11 protein-coding genes are annotated in these 16138 nt (G+C 61.4%); 3 read left to right on the top strand and 8 right to left on the bottom strand.

Annotation, left to right across the window (positions count from 1 at the left end):
• Positions 1-185: 185 nt before the first annotated feature.
• The 4 genes from ACODSO_RS27990 to ACODSO_RS27975 all read right to left on the bottom strand — a co-directional run bounded on the left by ACODSO_RS27990 (position 186) and on the right by ACODSO_RS27975 (position 5779).
• Complete coding sequence (locus tag ACODSO_RS27990; RefSeq protein WP_230074470.1) at positions 186-1391, bottom strand: TniQ family protein; 1206 nt, start codon at positions 1389-1391, stop codon at positions 186-188.
• The gene (locus ACODSO_RS27985) at positions 1388-2329 is read right to left on the bottom strand and encodes a TniB family NTP-binding protein (protein WP_230074469.1); all 942 of its coding nucleotides are present in this window, start codon (positions 2327-2329) and stop codon (positions 1388-1390) included. Before ACODSO_RS27985 ends, ACODSO_RS27990 begins: the two co-directional genes overlap by 4 nt.
• Before the next feature lie 4 nt (positions 2330-2333).
• Positions 2334-4007 (bottom strand): Mu transposase C-terminal domain-containing protein, encoded by a 1674-nt coding sequence (locus ACODSO_RS27980; protein ID WP_296778483.1) that lies wholly within the window; start codon positions 4005-4007, stop codon positions 2334-2336.
• 281 nt (positions 4008-4288) lie between these two features.
• A complete protein-coding gene (locus ACODSO_RS27975; RefSeq protein ID WP_489039905.1) occupies positions 4289-5779 on the bottom strand; it encodes a toll/interleukin-1 receptor domain-containing protein in 1491 nt (496 codons plus the stop codon).
• A gap of 236 nt (positions 5780-6015) precedes the next feature.
• Here ACODSO_RS27975 and ACODSO_RS27970 point away from each other — a divergent pair, with 236 nt between their 5' ends.
• The 3 genes from ACODSO_RS27970 (at position 6016) to ACODSO_RS27960 (ending at position 10265) form a co-directional block, all read left to right on the top strand.
• Positions 6016-7269 carry an AlbA family DNA-binding domain-containing protein gene (locus ACODSO_RS27970; protein WP_489039904.1) on the top strand — a complete coding sequence of 418 codons (1254 nt, stop codon included), beginning with the start codon at positions 6016-6018 and terminating at the stop codon, positions 7267-7269.
• Positions 7270-8156: 887 nt separating this feature from the next.
• Positions 8157-9083, top strand: coding sequence for a hypothetical protein (locus ACODSO_RS27965; protein WP_489039903.1), 927 nt, complete (start codon positions 8157-8159; stop codon positions 9081-9083).
• A 237-nt stretch (positions 9084-9320) separates the two neighbouring features.
• Complete coding sequence (locus ACODSO_RS27960; RefSeq protein ID WP_489039902.1) at positions 9321-10265, top strand: SIR2 family NAD-dependent protein deacylase; 945 nt, start codon at positions 9321-9323, stop codon at positions 10263-10265.
• A 222-nt stretch (positions 10266-10487) separates the two neighbouring features.
• Here the strand turns inward: ACODSO_RS27960 and ACODSO_RS27955 are convergent, their stop codons facing one another.
• The 4 genes from ACODSO_RS27955 to ACODSO_RS27940 form a co-directional block, all read right to left on the bottom strand.
• Positions 10488-11000 (bottom strand): hypothetical protein, encoded by a 513-nt coding sequence (locus ACODSO_RS27955; RefSeq protein ID WP_489039901.1) that lies wholly within the window; start codon positions 10998-11000, stop codon positions 10488-10490.
• 190 nt (positions 11001-11190) lie between these two features.
• The gene (locus tag ACODSO_RS27950) at positions 11191-12132 is read right to left on the bottom strand and encodes a DUF2637 domain-containing protein (RefSeq protein ID WP_489039900.1); all 942 of its coding nucleotides are present in this window, start codon (positions 12130-12132) and stop codon (positions 11191-11193) included.
• 84 nt (positions 12133-12216) lie between these two features.
• A complete protein-coding gene (locus ACODSO_RS27945) occupies positions 12217-12363 on the bottom strand; it encodes a hypothetical protein (RefSeq protein ID WP_489039899.1) in 147 nt (48 codons plus the stop codon).
• Positions 12364-14538, bottom strand: coding sequence for a KAP family P-loop NTPase fold protein (locus ACODSO_RS27940; protein ID WP_489039898.1), 2175 nt, complete (start codon positions 14536-14538; stop codon positions 12364-12366).
• Positions 14539-16138: the final 1600 nt, after the last annotated feature.

Genomic DNA, 16138 nt, shown 5'->3' with positions numbered 1-16138 from the left:
GCTCTTTCGAGTTGAAACGCGCTGAGCAGGGATTTAGACGAAGACGGTGCGGGAAAGGAAATTCTCGTCGGTCACCGCCCAAATACGGCAAGTGACTACGCGCAACCGATGCCGAACGGCGCATCGGGAACTGCTCACACCCACGACTGTGCTCTATCGCTATCGTGCCGCCACACCCTCATCGGTCACGGCGGGAGACGAATGTCCAGGTCAGCGAACACCTTCTCGAGTCGGGCCGTGTCCTCGGGGGTATGACATCCGGTGTGCAGGAACGCGAACAACGAAACCGCCGCAGCGCTGTTGCCGCGGGCGAACTCGATGGCGGCGTTGATGGCGTCCTGCACACCGTCCCACGCACTGTGCTCACGAGCCGGGAAGGACGAGCGGGTGGGAGCGGTTCCCGGATCGACTGTCGCGACCGGGATCGGGGCGAGGAGACCGCCGTGAGCGCCTCCGGCCGCGATGTCGCCGCGCTCGATCGCGGAGATGGCCGCCGCGGCGGCAGCGAGAACGCGTTCCTGCTCGGTCCATCGCAGATGCTCGAACACTACCCGCGACGCCTGTGGCGGCCGCGGATGCCCCGTGGAGTTCCAGATGGCGGACAGCACCTTCGACCACCGCCCCGCGCGGCAGAGCGGGGTGCAGACGTCGTCGACGACGCTGCGCAGCATGCGGAACCACACCGCGGCGTGAACCCGGTCGCGGTCGAGCTGCACCCACCCGGACGTCAGAGCTCGGGCGGTGCGCCGGTCGAGTGCGACGACTTCCGGCGGTGCCGAGACCGGCTGCAGCCGCTCCTCCGACGCGGTGCGGTCCCACAGCACGGCCCGACCCGGCAGGACGGAGCAGAATTCGAGTCGACACCCGTGCGCGGGACAGCTGGTCAGCAACGACAGCTGCTGCAGCAACGCCACACTGATGTCGGCGCTGCATTCGATGTCGGCGATGCACACCGGGCACGCCCTGGTGCGCAGCGCGCTGACCCACGGAAGCCACCTGCCGCCCGCTGGTGTGCGGCAACGGCGGTCCTGAACCGCCAGCTCGGTCGGCAGCAGGACCGAGAACTGGTGGACGTAGGTGTCGAAGTCGCACCGCGCCTGGTCGGTGTCGTCGAACAGCCACGGTGTCCATCCCGACAGCGTCATCGACCGCAACCTCGACACCGGAACGGTACTGCGAGTAGCGAGATACGCCAGTAGCGGTTCGGGGACGCACCGATCCACGTCGTGGTCGGCGATGTCGAATCCCGGCAGCAGGTCCGCCGGTCTGACGAGTCCGTAGTACGTACAGGTACGCCGCAGCCACGATGTCAGTGCTTCACGTGGGCGAGGCGGCGGATGCAGCGGCCACGGAGGGATGTCCCGCTCCCCCGCAGGGTGGAGGGTGCTCACGTGAGGTGGCGTTCGAACTGTCGTCGCCGCTCGGTCGGACCGAGGTACTCGGTGCGTTCGAGCACGCTGGGAGTGATCGCTTCGTCGCCGGTGTCGACGGCCAGCACGGCTGCCAAGGTCAGCAGGGTCGACAGTTCGCCGATGGTGCCCTCGCAGCGGGCGAGGAGATAGTCGGTCATCTCCGATGATGTGAGGTGCGATGGGTGTCGCAGCGGGTAGCTGGCGGCGAAACTGGCCAGCAGCGAACGTGTCTCGGGAGTGTTGGTCCACGTCGGAAGGGTCATCGGGGCAAACCGGTTCTCGAGCTGCGGGTCGGTGCGGATAGCGAGGTAGGCGTCACGGGTGCCGACGCCCACGAGGGGGATGCGGAGTTCGTTGCCCAGGAACCGCAGCATGTTCAGAAATTCCCGTCGGACGTTGTCGCGGCCGGCGAGAACGTTGTGGAGCTCGTCGACGATGAGCATCCGAACCTCGGTGGCTCGCAGCAGCATCAGTGCTTGTCGTTCCAGGTCCGGAACGCGACTGTGCGGCCTGATCGGTGTTCCCAGGGCGGCGAACACGGCGAGGTAGAACCGGCGTGGCGAGGGATCCGGGGGCATCTGGACGCACAACACCGGGATCTGTTCGCGATCACTGAGGCTGGTCGGGGGGTGCGTGCGTCGGAACTTCTCGATGATCATCGACTTGCCGTTGTTCGTCGAGCCGAGCAGCAGCAGGTTCGGCATGCGTTGACGGTCCGGCCACGACAGCAGAGTCTCGAGGTGCTCGAGGACAGCCCGGGCCTGCGGGTAGCCGATCCAGCGCTCGGAGCGGATCGACCGAATCCGGGCGGCGTCGTCGAGTCCGGCGAGCAGCCGCGCGGACTCCGTCAGATGCCCGAAGTCGCCGCCGGGCATGGCAGTCGAATCCCGGGCGTTGCGCCGCGAGGTCGATGTCATCTGCTCACCACTGCTCGATGTCGTCGAAGACCGACACGTCCGTGTCCGGTTCGCTCCGCTGCGGCGGCGCCGACATCGCTGTGGTCGTGGAGGTGCTGTCGGCGAGGTGGTTCCGGCGTTGGCGGTTGCGGCGAGCTCTACGGGTGTCCTTCTGTGCACGGTCGGTGAGGTCGCGCATCTGCTCGATCATCGAGAACAGGGCACTCTCGTCGATACTCGACCGTCCCTGCTCTCGCAGGCGGGCGGTCGCCGCGCGGTGCTCCCACAGTGTCACCGCAGGGTGCGCCATCATCCGGTACGGGACCTCGATGTATCCGGCGCCGTCGGGTTCGAGCACCCAGATGCGGCTCAGATCTCGGGGGTCGCGTCGCATGACGAATGCGCCCAGGTGCTCTCGGCGCGCGACCCACGGCTTGAGAGCATTGGAGAAGTAGCGCACATGGTCGATGACGAATCCGGTGCGAGTGAGCCGGCGGCGGATCACGGGCAGGAAGTCGATCAGGAACGCGGTCTCGTCAACCACCACTCTCGGCGGGCTTGTCGCGGCGTCGACCCCGGTGCCCCATCTTGTCGCCGGGGTCTGTCCGAGGCCGGTGTGCACGCTCTCGTGGTAGGTCGCGATCGAGAGCACCAGCCATCGTTCCAGCTCGCGCAGCGTCAACGCAGCGTGTGCATCCGAGTCGTAACTGCCTCGCTGGCTCGGGTTCGAGAACGTAGTTCCGGGGAGCTCGTGCACTGCGGTCATCGCTGTTCCGATGACGCGTTCGACTATCCCGCCGTAGTGGGGTCGCCCCGGTGGCCGGTAGTCGAGTGTGATGGCGTGTTGAGCGCAGCCCCGACGCAGCGCCTCGCTCTTGAACTCGGCGGCGTTGTCCAGGTACAACCGCTGCGGCTTGCCCGCCATCGGCCACCGGACCTCAGTCGCCAGGTCGTGGGCCTGCAACCAAGTCTGTTTCTCACTGCACACCCGTCCCAGGCACAGACCCACCGAGACTGCGGACGGCGGTTCCAGTGTCACCACGAAACCGAGTACGACTCGACTGAAGACATCGATCGCAACCGTCAGGTAGGGCCGGCCGATCGGTCTGCGCTCGTACTCGTCGACGACCATGATGTCGACAACGGTGTGATCGACCTGAACCAGTTCGAGGATCCCCCGAATCGGCGGTGGAATGTCGCCGGCCGCCTGGCGTGGACGTGCCGCGTCCGCTCCCCCTCGTGCTCGGGCCACCACTGCGGGATTCAGGGCCGCGATCCGTGTGGCGACCGTGTTCCGAGACGGTGGCGGCAGGCCCGCACGATTACAGACGACAGCGATACGACGATGCACCGCAGCGACACTCAACTTCTGGCGACGGACGAAGTGCCGTCCCACCTGCTCCGCAATGATCTCTTCGACAGCACCGGACACCCGGCTTCGACCTCGACCACCCGACGACGGACGCACCAGCAGATCGGCGACAGTTCCTGTCCCGTTCGCGAGCTTGTCGAGCAGGACGTACACCTGCCGACGGGACAGGCCCAGACGTTCGGCCGCGTCGTCGACAACCGACAAGCCCACCGGGTGCGTCTCGAGCAGTGGAGCGAGCACCGCGAAACGGGATTCCGCCTGCCCCCACCTTTCCGGTGACGCGGTCAGAACCCCGCTCTCGATCACGTCCAGCTTGTCTACGTCCACCTCGTCCCCAGGCCACCCGAGTTCGCGACAGTGCTGCGCTCTTCTGACGCCAGGATCTCAGAACGCGACTGCACACACCCAGGAAACGCGGCGAAGAGGCGCTGTTCTCTTCTGAAACTGACACAACCGGCGCTAGAGGCTCGTTCGCGATCGTCCGGTATGACGACGGTCAAAACGCACACCCAAAGCTGCAGGAAGGACCTCAGGCCGATTTCGTGGTGGCAACCGGAAGCGCCCACTGAAAGTTGGGAACCGAGCCCAGGTCGCCTCGGTGCCGGCCTCTAGTACCGCGCGAACCGGTACTCGCGCTCTATCTTTTCAACATCTGGGTCTAGCGCCGAGAAGGCTTCCACCATCCGTTTGTGGCTACCGCCGAACAGTCCAGCCTTAGTTGGTGGCCATGAGTCTGGGTTCGCAGCGGCGCACTCTTCGCGCAAGTTCTTGTAGACCTGCGAGTCCCGATCCCAGGTGAATCGTCCGAACCAGGGCTGCTCGTATTGGCTGTCTTGACGCACGAGGTCTGCGATGAGGAGAGAGAAATACACCTCGGCTGTGTCGAACAGCTCCGCGTACTCGTCTTCGTCCCACAGTGGAAAAGAGTCCCGCAAGGCGGCGAACAGAACGAGCGATGCAGTCGGTCCTTTCGTGCCTTGTTGAAACAAGTGCCGCAGCTTGTCGGGGTCATCTAGCAGGTCGGGCTGCCGTTGGTTGGCGCGTAGGAGTGTCGCGGTCGATCCCTCGAAGACGTTCCACGGATCGAGAGTCGTGAGTGCGGGGCGTTTAGGTAGACCTGAATAGCGGCTGTAACTCGATAGCTTTGGAGCCAACGTGATTGCCTCGATTGCAGCAAATCTATCTTCGCGCAGTGCTGCGATGGTGCCGGCGTACATAGAGAGAAGTGCCGGGGTCCGGCCCAGGCTCTGCAGGGCGACGTTGATCTGGGTCTGGAGAGAACCTGGCTGGGATGGCCGATCTACGGGCTTGGCCAAGCGGCTCACGACACGGGTCCACACTTTTAATTCTGTGTCTCGGCCCCACTCGCAACCGGCAATGATCGCTTCGACCGCGGGCTTGGCGATCTCGCAGTACTGCTCGAACTGCCGAACGATCTCGTGCGCCCAAGCCGTATTACCGCCATCCGGGTTGTCCAGACCGTAGGGAAACGTAGTGGCGTTTTCCATTTCCCTACGAACACTCACCGTAGTGGCGTCTACCAGGCTTGAGACCGCTGGTGACTTGGTCGGATCTGCGAGGATGCTACGCAGTTCCGGCGTCGACGACACAGGCGTTGGTGTGGCTGCTGCGGTTGGCGTCCCGGCCTTATGGAACATGTCCCGGATGGCCGTCGCGACCTTCATCGTGCCGGTGGCCTTTCTTGCACCGAAGATGTCGGTGTATTGGAAGCTGCGCAGCGAGCGTCCCCCTCCTACGTCGTAGTTCGGCAGGTCCACGTCTGCGAACCTCACCGGAATGAACCACTCCGTGTCCAGGGGGCGAGCGCGAATTTCCTCGACAGCGAGGAGTAGTTCATCGCGCTGACCGCTCTTGACCTTCTTCTCTGAGTTCTCGGAGAAGCAGCCCACGAAGGCCAGGGCGTTCCCCGTGATAGCCGACCGGATTTTGGCCTTCCAGTCAGCACCGGGACCGAGCGCATCGTGATCGCGCCACACGTTTAACCCGGCTGCTTTGAGGCTGGCTTCGAGCTCGTCGACCTCGGCATCGTCCTCATGGACATACGAAAGAAACACGTGGGGATCACCTGGGGAAGTCACCCTGCAATCCTATTCCGGGGACAGGTGGTGTTCAGGCTGCGACCGGCGTCCTGTCCGGGCGGGAATCCAGGACCGGTCGCAGCTCTGGGGTGGCAGGCGCGGTGAATTGATGCTTCGTCAAGCTAAATGTCGACGAAACCCGCAGGAAACGACTCAGGCGCATGTCGATGAAATCGGCGAGACTTGGACACCTGTTCCCGTCAGCGGTGTCGTCGGTCGTCCCTATGCTTCCGAGCATGACCTTCACCGCGCTGCACCGTGTCCTGGGTTTGCCGCCGGGACCGTTGACCGATGCCATGCTCAACGAAGCGGTAGACGCGGGTGCCGCAGAGACCGACGATCTCGACTGGAAGTCAGAGCTGCCGCCGATGAAGGGTCTACCACAGACTGACTTCCCGAAAGATGTTGCTGCGATGGCAAACAGCGGTGGTGGCGTCATCGTGTTCGGCGTTCGTGAGACGCAGAAGTCCGCAACCGAACGAGTCGATGTGGGCGAGCTCGACGAGGCCTACGAGCGCTCCCTGAGGAGCGCCGCAATCACCGCTATCTCGCCACCGGTGTTCGGGCTGAACGTGCACCGCCTCGGAGCCGATCGGCGGGCTGTAGTAGTGGAAGTGCCCGCGAGTATCGACGGGCCGCACCTTATTTACAAGCACGACTACTTCGGTGCCCCGATCAGAAACGACTCCGACACCGTGTGGATGAAGGAGCGGCAGATCGAGGCGATGTACCGGGCTCGCTTCGAGGAACGCAGGCACGTCATGGAGACCCTGGACGCGCTCTATAACGAGGCAGCAGCGGGTCGGAACTCCGGTGAGCGTGCCTGGCTGATCGCAGTGGCTCACCCACGCACCCCTCGCTTACGCGACAGGTTGACTCGAGAGGAAGCCAAAACTGTGTTGGCCAAGGCCGAGGGACTGGCCTTGATTTATGCCGATCTCAATGGCGGTGTGCGCCCGATGGAGAACGTCGAACGCACCAACCTGCGTCCCGGATTGCGTCGCTGGGTGGCCGTGAACACGGCAACAGGTGAACGTTCCGCTTGGAAGGAAGCATGGATCAGCATCCACCATGACGGTTCTGTAACGGTCGCTGCCGCTGTCGGCGCGTATCGCATGAGTATGGACGGTTACCGCGAGGGCTGTCAGGTCGAGTCTTCCGCTGTCGAGTGCGCCATTGCTGATCTGATGGCGCTGGTGAAGAAGACCGCGGAGGTGACCAACAACGATGAATACGACCTACGCCTGGGGATCGAATGGACAGGTGAACAGCCGTTGACGATCCTCACCGTAGACACAATGGGATACACCTACGACGGCGTTTCGATCCCTCTGCACCGTTACTCGCCGGTCGAGACCACAGTGAACGCAAACGCGCCAGAGGCGGACTTCCACCAGCGCGTTCACGACTTTGCGCAAGACTGCGTGAATCAGGGCGGTATCTCAAACGTGTTGCTCATCCGGCCGCCTGCCCGTGATGAGTCGGCGTAGCGCTCAGCGCGGTCGGCATCTGCCTGGGCTGTTGCAGTCACGGTGGCGAGCTCGCGGTATGAGCAGGCGAGATATCTTGGCCGCAGTTTGACTAACCAGCAACAAATGTCACTGCAATCCGAGAACGTGCGAGATTACGGCGACCACCAGCCCGCTGATAGTCGCAGGGAGGTACTGGGATTGGATTAGGCCTGGCCGCTCGCACTCTGTTCTACGAAACCGAGGCTCTGCGCAATCGGAGCACACAGGGGAGCTGAAGGCCTGTTCAATCGGCTTAGAAGTTGTGGAGGGCCGCGAGTTCGGAGGAGGGAAGCGGTTCTGCTTGTCCGGCGGAGAACCCAGCGGACGCGGCGGCGACCCAGGCCTACCGCTTGCCGGCGGAGAACCCAGCGGACGCGGCGGCGACCCAGGCCTACCGCTTGACGACGGAGGGGGAACGTCTTCTTCCGGTCGCGGAATCCCGACTGCCTTCCGAGCGACGGGTCCGCGCCTGGATGGTGGCGGGAGAGGTCTCCGGCCGGGCTGCTGCTCAGATCTCGACAGGCCGTAAGGCGGGGCCGAGACTTGGGCGTCATAGGGTGACGACATCGTTCATTCTCCCCTCTCACCGTGTCCAGTGAACCACGGGCACCAGCACCTAGAACCATCTTCTGTGGCCTGTGCATGGCACCGGCGGCCGATCTTGTCCGGGCCTCGATTCGTCATTGGCTCTCGACTCAGATTCGCCCGCGAGGCGGTGACGTTGCTGCGTCCCACTGGACATACTGTGATGTCGGCAGGCGGACGATCGGATGAATATGGATAGCGTTGAACGGCTCGTGGTGCAGGTTTCGGAATCCAACCGACTACTCCATCAGGGGGGCGTGTCCCGATGGCGGATCAGTCTGATGCTTCTCGACAACACAGCCGAACTGCTACTCAAGCGCGAGTGTGACAGCAGACTCTCTCTGAACCACCTCGGCCAGGGCTACTACGAGTCGGTGTGCGCCGCTTTAGAGCGCGGCGAGACCGAAGAGCAGCCGACACCATTCGATGACGACGATGAACCGCCGCGAAAGCTCGTGGACGTAAAGGTTGAGCTCGAGCGCGAATTGGCGTCGGACGAAGAACTGGAAAAGATCGAGAGTGAGTTCGCACCAAAGGTTGCCTATCTGCAACGCAACGATGTGTTCAGTCCCTCTCACGCCGCCGTCCTCAGGCGGCTGCACCTGTACCGCAACGAGATCTACCATGACGACAAAGTACGACCGGCCACCGTCGAGGCAGCAGCGAAGATCTACACGTATGTCGTCTGCGACCTGATGCGACGAAGTTCGACGTCTGGCGTGCCGATTGCGATTAGCGCGCCCACCCCGGAACTGGACGCGCTCTATCCAGAGCAGCACCACCCGTACGAGCTGAGTCGATACGCGGACAGCCTGCTGTCTCTCTCCCCGATCGATACAGCGGAGAAGCTGGCAGAAACGCTCTCGGAACATCTGATTTATCGGCTCGAAGAACTCGATCTAGATCTCAGCTATGTCCAAACGAGGGGTAGCAACTTCGGACTCGTCGTCGACGAGGAACTGCGCGCCCGTGCGCTCGATGAGATTCTCTCGGGGCATTCGCTAGCGAGAAAGATCGGTTACCGCACTGTGCGGCAGTGGAAGGGATCTGCCCACAAGCTCGGCCGGAGCGCTGACTACGTCAAGGCCTTCGAAAAGTTCGCTACAACGGAGACCGCACTCGAAGACGTCGAGGTCCAGGTGCACCACGTCGTACGCGCCCTTGATCGACACATCGACGAAATGATCGACTGGCGCAGAGGCAAGTGAAATTGACGCGTGCGGGTGTAAGCGTTCGCGACTATCCGAGATAACAATGGTCGAAACGCACACCCCAGCCTGCAGCCGACAACTCAGGCGGTTTCGCCTGCTTGACAACAAGCCTTCTGGCTTGCGAGCACCTCATCCGTCCCCAAGGACGGGTAGATCGTTCGGTCAGAGGACAGCGGTTCGGGTAAATCGCCGGAGCTGAGATGATCGACTCCTCGCGAATGAAGAGGAGCAGAGATGCACTGGTACGAGGACGAACTGAACACGGAGTATGTCGGTGCTTTGCGAGCATCTATCCCGGACGGGAACTTGTTGGTCTTTCTTGGGTCCGGGTTGTCTTACGGTGCTGCTCGCAACGGTAGGCGTGGCTTCTTCGACCTTGATAACGGCAGCATCCCCGACCCCGCCTACGGCGGTGACGACGACGGTAAGCCGATGCCCACCTGGCCTCAGTTGATTGGACGTATGAGGAGCAAGCTGCGGGCGCGCGCTGAGGAGTCCGAACAAGACTCACTTACTCGCTTTTTCCAAACCGAAAGCGCCCTGGACTGCGCGGAGGTGTTCCGCCGCACGGTGGGGGATCAGAACTACCGAGCCTTCCTCCAAGAGCAGTTCGACGACAGCAGGTACCAGCGATGCGTACCGTCACCGTCACATCACCAGATACTGAAACTAAAGCTGCCACGGCTATTTACGACAAATTACGATCGGTTGCTCGAACGTACCTACATCGAGAATCAGCTCGATTTCACCGTAAGTCCGACGGAGGCTGATTTTCGCCAGACCTTCTCCACGAAGACGACCAATCACATCGTCAAGCTGCACGGCACGATCGACAAGCCCGACACGGTCGTTCTCACGCGCACCGACTACAGCCGGGCTCGTGCTGAGAGGCGCACGATGTTCGAAGCTCTGCGATCCGAGATGAGATCTTCGACGTTCCTGTACCTGGGTTTCAGCCTGACAGACCCGAACTTCAACCTGCTGCTCGACGATGTCCGTGACACCCTTGGAATGAACGCGCCTGTTAGTTACGCCGTCCAAAGTGACCGCGACCCCGTCAAGGATCGCTACCTCGGGGCGCTAGGCATCAACTCGATTTGGATCCAAAGTTGGAATCTTCTTCCTGACTTCATCCGCCGAATCAACCCAGAATTCGATTCCAGTCGAGGTAGCGAATAGACATCGGGCTTACGGACTGCCAGAAACGTTCGTATTTAGGACACCGCTTCGTCCGACGGGGAGAGCGGAGCTGGTCCCCGCATACTGGGCTGTAAATACGGTTAGCTGTATACAGCTTTCCATTTCGGGTGATGTCGCTGGTGGTGCGGGGTGTTCGGTTGTTGCCTGGCCTGTCGGCGGCGGAATGGGTTGCGCATCCTTGCTCCTGTGTATCCGATGGCATCAGATGTAGAACGCGGTGTCGCGCATGGTGGCGTGGTCGCGTTCGTCGATGACGCAGATGTGGTTGTCGGGGCCGACGATCTGCCGGTAGTGCACGGCGTTCGATGGTGAGGTGGCGATCCGCCCTAGCCGGACGGTGTAGTCCTCGTAGCCTTCTGGCGCGAGTGCTCTGCACCAGGCGTCGGCTTCGGCCAGGTCGATGAAATCAGGTACGCCGGTACCGGCGTTTCTAGCGCTGACGGAGACGAAGACGAGTTTCGATCCGGTCGGGTAGTTCCCGACAAGGGCGGGATCGTCTGCGACGGGGTCGTGGGAGGCGACGAGTCGAATCTGCTGGGCGTGGTCTAGTAGGGAGCGCGCTTCGATGCGAGGCGCTCCGTGTCCAACCGGTGTGCGGCGCAGGGAATTTATCATTCCTATGTCGCTGAGTGTTTGCTGGCGTATGTGTCCGATTGCGCGGCCGTGGACGCGCCGCACAAGCGCCAGCAAATGATCGCTGTCGTAACTGCTCATGCGCTACTCCCCCACATTCGTCGATTGGCGCACCCCGACTTCACCTGAGTGAGAACGTGCCCTCGGGCTTTGCTTGGTGGGTCAGCCTAACGATTGTCTGCGGCCTGTCGGTCGGTACGTCGCGCCGCCGCGTCCATCGCGGCGACTGACACAACGATGGCGAGGTCTCTGCGTAACGTTCGGGCCTGTGTCATCGGGCTGCGCCTACGTAGCTTCGAGCGTCGAGGTCTGTGTTCGCAGCTTCGTATTCCTTAGATTCTGCATCCTGGGCGCTGAAGTCTTCTCGGCCGGTGTCCTGCTCGGTTTCGGCACCGACATGCTCGGCGGCTGGGCCGGGAACGGGTCGATGCGGCGCTTTTGCGGCGGCTACCTTTTGTTGGAGCTCGACCCATTTGTCGTAGCGGCGGGTGACGGTGGAGGTGGTGACATCGAGGACTCGGGCGACAGCGGAGAAATTGCCCTTCGCTTCGGGGTCGTTGAGGTACAGGTCCACGGTCTCCCAAACATCGTCGCGGAGGGTGCCGTGGTCGTCGACAACGTCGTTGAGGTAGGCGGTAGTGACCGCCCCGACATCCGGTTCAGCAGGGAGCTCCCGATCGTGATCGGGCCTGAGCATGTCCGGAACCCCTGGTGCCTGCGTTGTCGATGCGCTGGCGACACGTCGACGGGGTGCACTGATCGCAACGGACATCATTTCGGCCATGGTCATTACCATGAGCGGAGCGAGTGCACCCATTGCTGCGGCGACGGCCGCGTTCAGGTCGGTGACGGTGAGGACGGCGTGGTAGGCGTTGCCGGCCATGCTGGCCACTCCTGCGAGCGCGTAGACGGCGATGATGAATCGGCGGCCGCGGACTGTGGCTCGGTCGGTGTGTTGGGACAGTGCTATTCGGAAGATGCTCGCCGCCAGGATCGGGCCGTCGAGCACGACCGGGATGACCCACGCGGAGTCGCGCATACCGGCCATGGATCCGAGGTCGAGAAGAGTGGTGAAGCTCAGTTTAAAGCTGGAGGCGGTGACGACGAAAGCGACGATGAGTCCGATGACGAGCGCCCCCGTGATGACAGCAGGGTGGATCTCGCGGGTGTCCTCGGTGGTGTCGTGGTCGGTCGGGGTATTAGCGTTGGTCATGATCGCAGGTCCTGTCTGTGATCGATTGGCCCCGGTGGTGTGACAGCACTGCCGGGGCCTCTTGAGTGGGGTATGGGTGGTCGTTCAGAGTTGGGCGCGGATTTCGGCGAACCACTGAGCCGCCTCGTCGAGGTCGGCGGTGTCGATGTCACTTCCGAGACGTTCGAGGGCTTCGACTTCGGTGTAACCGACGGCTGCGAGCGTCTGCGTCCCTTTGCAAGTACAAAGCACTCACGGCCCCGTCGCGGGCACCGATCCCGGGAACATGTTACGAAGCACGTATGCCGCCTTAGTTAGTCGAGCGTCAATCGAGCGGTCGTCTCGCTCCGGTAGCTCATCTATTGCGATCGCCGGGGGAAACTGCGATAGGTCGATGTCGCCAGGAGGAAAGATCGCCAAGAAAGGAACGTGATAGAAGCTCTGACTGAGATTGTCGCGCCAATCACTATCTTGTGCAACGAATCTTGCTGCTACCTGATGTTGAGAGACCCCTTCGTTGTCGATGCGGTGCCGCAATTCTTTTAACATGTCAGGTGACAGGAAGTCGAGAAATCCCAACACTTGCCCATCCGGAGGTGGTGTGTCCTGAGTGAAGTCTTGCATGCACACGGCGAGCACCTCGCCCCGAACATCGCGTATTGCAGCCGCTACCTCGCTCGTGTACTCGTCTTGACCAGCGCGGAGGTGCGAAAGTATCGCTGCGGTTCCGTATAGATCGAACAGACAACGTAGCCGGTTGACCGTACGAAGCGGATCGGCACTGACACTCAAAGCCTGGTGGAACAGCATCACCGCAATGCGACTTCTGTCACTCAACCAGGGCAGATGCCCGTGGTCGTTAAGCAATGACAGTTTCAAATCCGACAGCGCAGCAAGGAGTAGATCTGCTGAGGTGCTCGACTCGACGGCTTTGTCGATTTCTCGATGCAGCTTGCTCAAAGCCAATCTCTTCGTAGTGCCGGTACCGTTGCTCAGGGAACGACGCAGCATTCCGTTCGGCGGAAGTGCACCGGTGTCCAGAAGGGCCCTGACGTCGGATGCCGCTGCAACATCGCTGATGTCGCCAACTGGAAGTGTGAACATGAAGTACCGGTCGAAGTACTCGTCGAGGTGGACGCGCGGGGTCTCGGCATCCGCCCGGTAACGCGTCCCAATGTGGTGTTCCAGCTTTGGAAATAGGTAAGCGAGGATCCTGTACACCGCGGACGCGTCGGGTTGCGACAGCTCAATGTCAGGGCCCATGAGGCGCGCGAGCCAGTCGTCGACGGTGGGGTGTTTCGCGCCAAGAGTAATTAATCGGGGCGCCGGGCCGACGAGGTCGGATCTCCATGCCAGAAGTTGATCGTAGACGTGTGCGTGATGCAGCCGAAGATAGGTGATCAAGGCAGCGTCCGCGAGGTCGAGCTCCTGCTCGCCTACGAGCGCGAACAGCACATCCACCTGCCCTGACCAGCGGTATATCGCGCGGAGCGTCGCACGGTCCGTTATCGGCAGGAGGGCAATGAGGTCGTCGACCAGATCGACTCGTCGGCCGAATCCTTGTTCCGTCCGTGCTGTTGAGCAATTGTGGCGAGCAGCCACCTGCTCGATTTGTTCCCGTATTTCTCGCTCGCTATGGACAGTTTGGAGCGGAGGAAGCTCAAACGGGTACTGAACAATCTTCTCCAGGTATGCGTTCGCGCGGTCAGCATTGCCACCAACGAGCTGTGCGGCACTCAGTAGATCGATAATGGTTCTTTTGTCGTAGGACAGGAGGTAGTGCACGCCCGGGAAGCGGCCAAGAAGACGTACTGCCTTCATCACCGTCATGAGTTCGTCGACGTGGAGCCGATCGAGATCGTCGACGATGACAAGCACTTTTGATCCGGTCTTCTTCACGGCATCGGAGACGGCTTCGAACTGCGTTCGAAACGGCGCTGGCTTGGAGGTTGGCAGTTTGTCGAGTCTGCTAGCTCCCCTCCCCACCACTGCATTGGCCATCTTCTGCCAGACTCCGTCTCCGAACTTGCTGTCGATCAGACCTTCTACTGCGATTTTCGCCAGCGCAGCAGTCGTGGGAACGGAAGCCATCAGGAGATCACGAGCAGTGCGTCCTTCCTCGTCATCCGCGGGCATTGCAGCCGCCACAGCTTCGTAGAATTCGCCGGTCAGCGTCTGAACATCTGCTGCTGACCATGGCGTGAACTCGACTACTGACCAGCCAACGCACTGCTCTAGGGCGAGTCGAATCATGGCCAGCACCGAGGTCTTCCCACTACCCCACGGTCCAGCTAAGCCGAACACGACGCTGGGCCCGGACTCGGCGAGTTCTATTCGCCGTGCGACCCGTCGGGCAAAATCCTCTCGATCGAGCTTGTCCTCCGCAAAAGACGTAATCGAATTATCGGCATTCGGAGGGCGACTCACCCTTGTCCTCCATCTCGTGGGCGTAACTCATGACAGAGGTGTTTCGATAGACGATCCACAAACAGGACAGTCAGATTTCAGAACTCCGCCGGCGCGTTAGTTCAGATGACTAAGATAAGTCTACCCCATGAGGGGATAAACCTCCTGGCGCTAGAGTCAGAATCCCTTATCCAGCAGATGATTACAGTTCTATAAGCGGAGGATCTGATTACCCGACAGCAACCGTGTCGCACTGCAACCACATTGCCATGCTTGAATCAATTACGTTGTTTCGCTTGATTTTTAGCCGAATCCGCACGGAGCGGCTGAAAGATGTTGCCCGATCGACTCATTCGGTACGAACCGTCCTCGGCCGGGCCGCTACGGGGTTGGCGGTAATTCTGCCGCACGATCCGTACGGGTACACACAAGCCTCTTATGGTCACGGACAAGCTACGACCCGCAGTAATCCAACATCCATGCAAGCCCCCAAGATCCCCGACCCGATTAGCTACGCGCAGCGCACAGGCAGAGACCTTGACGCATCGATCGCGACGATGGCGCAGATCAACCTCGTTCTTGATCTTTACCGCGGTAAAGATCAAGAACAGCACGCAGCAGTCCCCCACATGACGGCATATCTCGCCCCCGGGGAAGACGGCAGGTCAACCACTCCCCCACCTGCAGACCGCGTGCGCTTTCACCGGCATTGCAGATTGAGACAAACAAGCCACAAGAGAAGAGTGCACATCGCTTTTCGTCACGTGACTAAAGACTCCGAACCGCCACTTCCGATCGCATGAAGTTTCGCCTGTGGCACAAGGAATCTATCAAATAACCTACTCTCACAGATGGATTGGCAAACGCTACATCTGCTGATCGCACCAGGCACTTGCACTCACCCGTATCACCAGGCGAGCCAGTGACTCCTCAATTCGCTGCCGTCTTCGGCGCCGAGGCCAGACCGACTGACCCCTTTGATTCGCTTTGGAGTTTCCTTGCTACGCGTTGTTCCATTACGCATACCGCATCTCGACATCAGGACGTCGATCCACGCGGCCACTGAGGCCTTACGCGCCGCACCACGATTCCGCGTCGCAGCCCCTTACGCCTATCAGCACTTTTCACTCAAGAATCTTTGCATTTCAGCCACCATGCACGATGCGTACGAAAGAAGCTTGGCCTTGGTCACACCCCGTAGCGAGATTAGCAGCGCGGATGTGAGACCCGACTTTGCGGCACGGCGGCACGGCGGCACGGCGGCACGGCGGCACGGCGAGACTAGCCAAACAGCGCTGAAAGGCAGCGAGCTAGACTCCACAGACTCCTGCGGCACCGACGAGCTGGACTCTTTACCGCGGTAAAGACCGGGAGACACAGCTCAACCTCGGTCCATCACCATCACTCATCCGCCTGGTATTGGCGAGCGGTCAGCTTGCCTGCAACGGGGGATATGCAAGGCCTCGCAACCACGCACTGCGGGGGCGTAACCGCCGCTCTTTACCGCGGTAAAGACCGGGAGACACAGCTCAACCTCGGTCTATCAACATCCCTCATCCGCCTTATTTGGCGAGCGGTCAGCTTGCCTGCAACGGGGGATATGCAAGGCCTCGCAACCACG

The organism is Rhodococcus sp. FG69 (assembly GCF_057808915.1).
This window is presented reverse-complemented; position numbering and strand designations above follow the sequence as displayed.

Bases quoted from the DNA above. Each gene is read 5' to 3' on its own strand.
- ACODSO_RS27985 (WP_230074469.1), bottom strand. From the start codon at position 2,329: ATGACATCGACCTCGCGGCGCAACGCCCGGGATTCGACTGCCATGCCC.
- ACODSO_RS27970 (WP_489039904.1), top strand. From the start codon at position 6,016: ATGACCTTCACCGCGCTGCACCGTGTCCTGGGTTTGCCGCCGGGACCG.
- ACODSO_RS27965 (WP_489039903.1), top strand. From the start codon at position 8,157: ATGCTTCTCGACAACACAGCCGAACTGCTACTCAAGCGCGAGTGTGAC.
- ACODSO_RS27960 (WP_489039902.1), top strand. From the start codon at position 9,321: ATGCACTGGTACGAGGACGAACTGAACACGGAGTATGTCGGTGCTTTG.
- ACODSO_RS27955 (WP_489039901.1), bottom strand. From the start codon at position 11,000: ATGAGCAGTTACGACAGCGATCATTTGCTGGCGCTTGTGCGGCGCGTC.
- ACODSO_RS27950 (WP_489039900.1), bottom strand. From the start codon at position 12,132: ATGACCAACGCTAATACCCCGACCGACCACGACACCACCGAGGACACC.